Origin of the sequence: Chromobacterium vaccinii, assembly GCF_000971335.1 — a bacterium.
Taxonomy (GTDB): Bacteria; Pseudomonadota; Gammaproteobacteria; order Burkholderiales; family Chromobacteriaceae; genus Chromobacterium; species Chromobacterium vaccinii.
Map to the genome: position 1 here is coordinate 1 of NZ_JZJL01000100.1, position 5,017 is coordinate 5,017.

Sequence of the window (5,017 nt, forward strand, 5' to 3'; positions counted from 1 at the left end):
TCAGCGCGGCGGCCAGGCGGCGTCTTGCCGGCCGGAGGGACCATACACGCTGGGCCGGTATCCGCCTGCGGCGGGATCCAGCTGCAAGCGGGCGTAGCCGAAGAAGAAATAAGCGCTGTCCTGCGGCTGCAGATAGGGCTTATCCAGGCCATCATGGCGGTTGGCCAGCATGGCCTGGGTCAACGCCATGCCGGACCAGGCGCGCAATGCGCCTTGGCTGTCCCGCGCCAGTATCCATTCCTGATTCTGCAGATCGGCGGCGCTGACGCGCAAATGCCGCTTGCTGCCTTCCGTGCGGGTCTGGGCATCGCGCAGCGCGGCGGTGAAGGGGATTTGGTATTCGCCGCTGGCCGGATCCTGGCGCGTGAAAAAGATATCGTCCAGGCCCTGGTCCGCCTGCCCGATCAGCACCCGCGGAGCGGGGGCGGAGCAGGCCTGATGCCGCAGCGCCGGCCACGGTGTTTGTCCGGAGTAGGCGAGGCATAGCTTGCCGTCATCCAGCCCGCCCAACTGGGCATCCAGATCGCGTCCCATATATTGCGCCAGCCGATATTCCGCCGACTGGCCATGGGCCTGCCTGTCCAGCAGCCTCAGTTTGCCGATGGCGGTATCGGTGTACTTGGCACCCGCTTCGATCGCGGACACGCGCAACTCCAGCTTGGCAACGGCTTCCGCGCCCGGATTGATCAGCAGCAGCCGCTCGGCGCTATTGAGCGCATTGTCGGACTTGCCGATGACGCGTTGATCGCTTTGGTCGGCGAAGGCGATGTCGCCCTGCTCGCGGCGCAGCTGGGCCGCCGAATATTGCCGCGCATGGTAGGACAGCTTGAACAGGCGGGTTTCAAACGGCTTGGCTTCTCCCGCGCGGTACAGGCTGATCTTGACCAGCTTGGGCGAAGCATTCTGGAACTGGGTGGCAGCCGATTTGGCGTAGCCCGGGGCCAGCGCGATGGCGAACAGCGGGCTGGGATGCGCCAGCGTGAGCGTCAGCGCAACCGGTTTGATGTCTTCCGACTGAGGGTAGGGTTGCTCGGCATGAAACACCCAGGCTTTCGCCGGATCGGGATCGAACAGGTTTTTCACCGAATACTGGCCGGGATGGGGACTGGCCAGGGTTTGATCGGCATGCAGCTGCAGCGTGTTCCAGCCAAGTGTGACTGCCGCATTGTCGGGATGGTCGCTGGCATGCGCATTGCTCAGGAATAGACTGAGCAGGCTGCTTGCCATCAGTCTATGGCTGACGACCGGCGCGTTACTCATTGCCTGCATACAAGGTACGGAATTTAAGCAGGCCGATCTGATTGATTTTGGCCTCATTTACCCCATCGCCGATAAAGCCGGCCATGGAGTCATGGATATATTTCTCCAGGAAATTCTCAATCGCCGGAGTCAGCAGGCGAATATTCATCGTGGCCGCAACCTTTTTGGGATCGGTTTCGGGCAGCACTTCGCTGGGAATGGACATGCCTTGCTCTGGCAGCATCGGCATTAGTTTTTGCAGCTCTTGCTCCTGTTTGGCTGCTTTCGCGGCGGCGCGGGCGGGGTCAAAATCAGGCGCCATTGGGTCGCCGGCGTAGAGTTTGCGCAATCCCTTGATCAGCGATGTCTGGGTAATCTGCAAAAAGCCCTGATGCTTGGCGCTGGCGGTTCGATATGGCGCGCGCTTGGCAAAGTCATGCCGGTATTTGAATCGTTGGCTCAGGTATAGGGCCATGTGCTGGCGATGCATCTTTTCCGTCGAGCCTGGAGCAATCTTGGCTTCACGCAAATAAGCGTTAAAGTCGTTGATGACCTCTTGAGTCGGCGTCAGAAGGTTTTGCACCCGTTCAGTCAACTGGTCCATTGCCAGGAGGGGCACACCAGCTTGGCGAGCGGCATCGTACAGCCGGCGTCCCGGTATCGCGCACAATTGGCCATTTTGCGCGGGCAGTATGCCTAGGTCGCCGCTGGCATAACCACCTCCGACATCCGAGTGCGAGCCCGGGAACATGACTTCGATGGTATTGGCTGGATATGAGTTGCCGCGCCGCACGGTGTCCAGCGGGAAGCAGGCGCGCACTTCATGGCCGGCAACGTAATGCACGCATTGCTCGACTGCGGGATGGATGGTCAGATTGTTGTCGGCCCAAGCCATGTGCCCGGTTGCGGGTATGGTATTGGGCAGCAGTTGCGCCAGGCCTACCGATGCCACCGTGTCCATGATCCCAAGAAACTGTATTCGGAGTGAAATGCCGGCAAAGCTCCATGCGCCATTTTGCTGATGACATATTTGATACAGCCAGTTGACGAATGCCCGCGCCTCTGTGGCGCCGCGTGAAAATCCGAATACCGACAGGTTGATCTGTGTGATCTGGGGTTTGCGTCCCTTCAGCGCCTGCTGTAGCTTTTCCTGCCAGGTATTGAAAATCACTTTGCGCATGACGCCCCCGGTCAGGCCGCCGGCATTGCTGGTAATTTTCTTGGCCAAGCCATCGACGATCAGCGGACTTTTGTTGACATACTGGTGGGGCGCATTCACCAGGCGCGTCAGCGCCCAAAGAATGCGCGCCTCTCCGCCCGCGCCGGCGCCACCGCCCAAGGCCCCCCCCGTGTCGTCGATTTCCGGGAATGGGGTACCAACTCCTGGCATGTAAAAACGGAAATAGCCCTCGTTTGGTTTGTCTCGCGCCGTCATGAATAGGCGGGCGACATTGCTGGGACGCTGTTTGCCGGATTCCGCCTGGTAATAGTCAGCCTGGATATTGTTGCCCGTGCCATCGAAGAACATCATCACGTGGATCTGACTTTGGCATTGGGCTTCCTGCTTACCGCTGACGCAGGACATGGCCTGAGCTCGTTGCAGTTGTTCGTGAGCACTCAGTGAGCGTTGGCCTGCTGGGTAGGGGGCGGGGTTTTGCGTGCTCATTGTTTATCCCCTTGGGTATTCTTGGGATATGCCGGGCGATAGTCTGGATGATAGGGCATGATATCGCTCAGCTTGACCAGCACCTGGTCATTGGGTAAAAAGTGAATATCGAAGTGCTGGGCATCTTTTTCCTGATATTCTGGAATCGCTACTGTACGGGTTTTCCAGGTTCCCTCGATGAATATCTTGTCGCCATTGCGCATCACCAGATTGCCATTCGCATCGCGTTGATAATGTCCACCTTGTAGCCAGCCAATTTTGGCAGTCAGCCCTGGACGCCACTTTTTCGGCACCACTACGCAGCAAACTTCGCCACCGCCACCGCCCATCGGGGGTACGTTGAGCACCCCTCCTTGATCATTAACAGTGACCGAGTCGATAGGTTTTTCCGTATGGTTGACTGAGAGATAGCTGATGGCTGTCGTGGCATCATCACAGGCAGATAGTAATAGTATGACCGTCAGCCAAGCAAAGCGAGGCAGTAAACGGCAGGGCTTTATCGTTCTCATCTGATTAATTCCCGGCAATCTTTCAAAACAACACCTTGTCGGTGGAAAGGTCGAGGCAATAGCTTGCTTACGGATTTGGCGGATAGTTATGCCACAGAATAAAAAAATACAAACCGCCATAGGAAAGAAACAGCAAGGCTGTTGTGGCCAACTTGAGTAATTTTCGCTGCGATCCATGGATTAGCCGCGAAGACAATGCAAATGCGGTAGCAATCAAAAATGGTGAAGTGAAAATGAGAAAAAAAATATGGTTCAGGGCGGACCAGTCACCCTCTGCGCTCTTCTCAAAGGGATGCAAACATTGGAAGTAAATAATCCCTACAGAAAATATCAAGAACATGGCACCAATAATGAACGTGCCTGCAAGTGAAACCACAAGCATGCGGGCGGGCCATTTTTTCTTTTGGAATGGGTGTGTTTCCATTTCTCAGAGGGCCGAGATGTCATCCAGCAAGGAAGCTAGGTTTTCGCCTAAGCCGTCTTTTTGCAAGGCATGACTCTGCAAGACCTGGGGAAGTCTGGGGTCGTCCAAAATGCGTCCTTGACTCAGGCAAGCCGCCACGGCGAGCATCAATTGATCGGGTGCGTTTTCAATATGATGCTCTTCCAATGCTGCGCAGGAGCGTTGCAAACAGTGGTGGAGAAAGGCGCCGGATGCCGGCAATAGTTCGGCAAAATCCTGACTCAGTCTATTGGCCAATGCATCGGGTTCCGCTGAACGCAGCAAACCCACCAATTCCGGCTCAGTGAGCTCCCAACTATCTTTTTCATCGACAGCCAGATGTGATGGGGCAAGGTCCAGCGCCTGCAGTGTGCCTGCACGGTCGACTATCAGCCAGTGAGTCAGAGGCGCGCATAGCCGTCGCCAGGATGGGGGCGACAAGGTTTGGGGCAGGGTGGCCGCGATGCGCGTGTCGGCAAAACGTAGAATGTAGGGTTGACCATCAGCCGTAGTTAGGCTCAGGCTGCGCTGCCAGATATCGCGCAATGTTTCCACATCCAGCACGCTGGCGACAAAGCCAAGCATTGGCCGACCTTGGCTGTGTCGCAGCAGCTTGGCCGGAATGGCATTGTTCTGCCTGGGGCATTCGATCAATAGCGGCGATACTGCGCGCAACTCCCCCCATTCCGGCTGAAAATACAGTGGCCAGTTGGCAGTGGCCAATTGCAGCGGGCGATGGTTGTAATCGAAGCCGGCATCCATTAATGCGTACCAGTTCCACTCCATGCATTAATGCGTACCAGTTCCACTCCATGGGACTGGCATCAATTTGCTCAGCCAAGGCGTTGGCCAGGGATGCCACATCCCCCTTGTCTATTGCGAAATACATGGGGCCTCTCTTATTGGCCGGCTAAGGGCGAGCCGGATTTGATCGCATTCAGCATGCACTGCAAGCAGAACTGCTTGCCTGGGAAAACTGGCATCGGGATGGTCATATTGTCGGGTCCGCTCAGCTTGTGCTGGGCGGCTTTCACGCTTACGGTGCCGGGTGCGTGCACTTCGATATTGCCGCCCTTGAGACGTATATAAGCGCCGCCTGCGGTCAACAGAATCTCGTCCTTGGCATTGACGACGATGCGTTCCTTGCAGGACGTGATCGTC

At 56.9% G+C, this 5,017-nt stretch carries 5 protein-coding genes; all 5 read right to left on the minus strand.

From position 1 onward, the window contains the following. Positions 1 to 1,260 carry a hypothetical protein gene (locus VL52_RS22610; RefSeq protein WP_144410388.1) on the minus strand — a complete coding sequence of 420 codons (1,260 nt, stop codon included), beginning with the start codon at positions 1,258 to 1,260 and terminating at the stop codon, positions 1 to 3. Beyond that, entirely contained in the window at positions 1,253 to 2,905 is a 1,653-nt protein-coding gene (locus tag VL52_RS22615; RefSeq protein WP_235429361.1) for a T6SS phospholipase effector Tle1-like catalytic domain-containing protein, read from the minus strand. Before VL52_RS22615 ends, VL52_RS22610 begins: the two co-directional genes overlap by 8 nt. Next, complete coding sequence (locus tag VL52_RS22620; protein WP_235429362.1) at positions 2,902 to 3,591, minus strand: DUF3304 domain-containing protein; 690 nt, start codon at positions 3,589 to 3,591, stop codon at positions 2,902 to 2,904. Before VL52_RS22620 ends, VL52_RS22615 begins: the two co-directional genes overlap by 4 nt. 250 nt (positions 3,592 to 3,841) lie before the next feature. Next, positions 3,842 to 4,642 carry a DUF4123 domain-containing protein gene (locus tag VL52_RS22625; RefSeq protein ID WP_046159159.1) on the minus strand — a complete coding sequence of 267 codons (801 nt, stop codon included), beginning with the start codon at positions 4,640 to 4,642 and terminating at the stop codon, positions 3,842 to 3,844. 113 nt (positions 4,643 to 4,755) lie between these two features. Next, positions 4,756 to 5,017: DUF2345 domain-containing protein (locus VL52_RS22630; protein ID WP_046159160.1), on the minus strand; the 262-nt coding region annotated here is incomplete at its 5' end.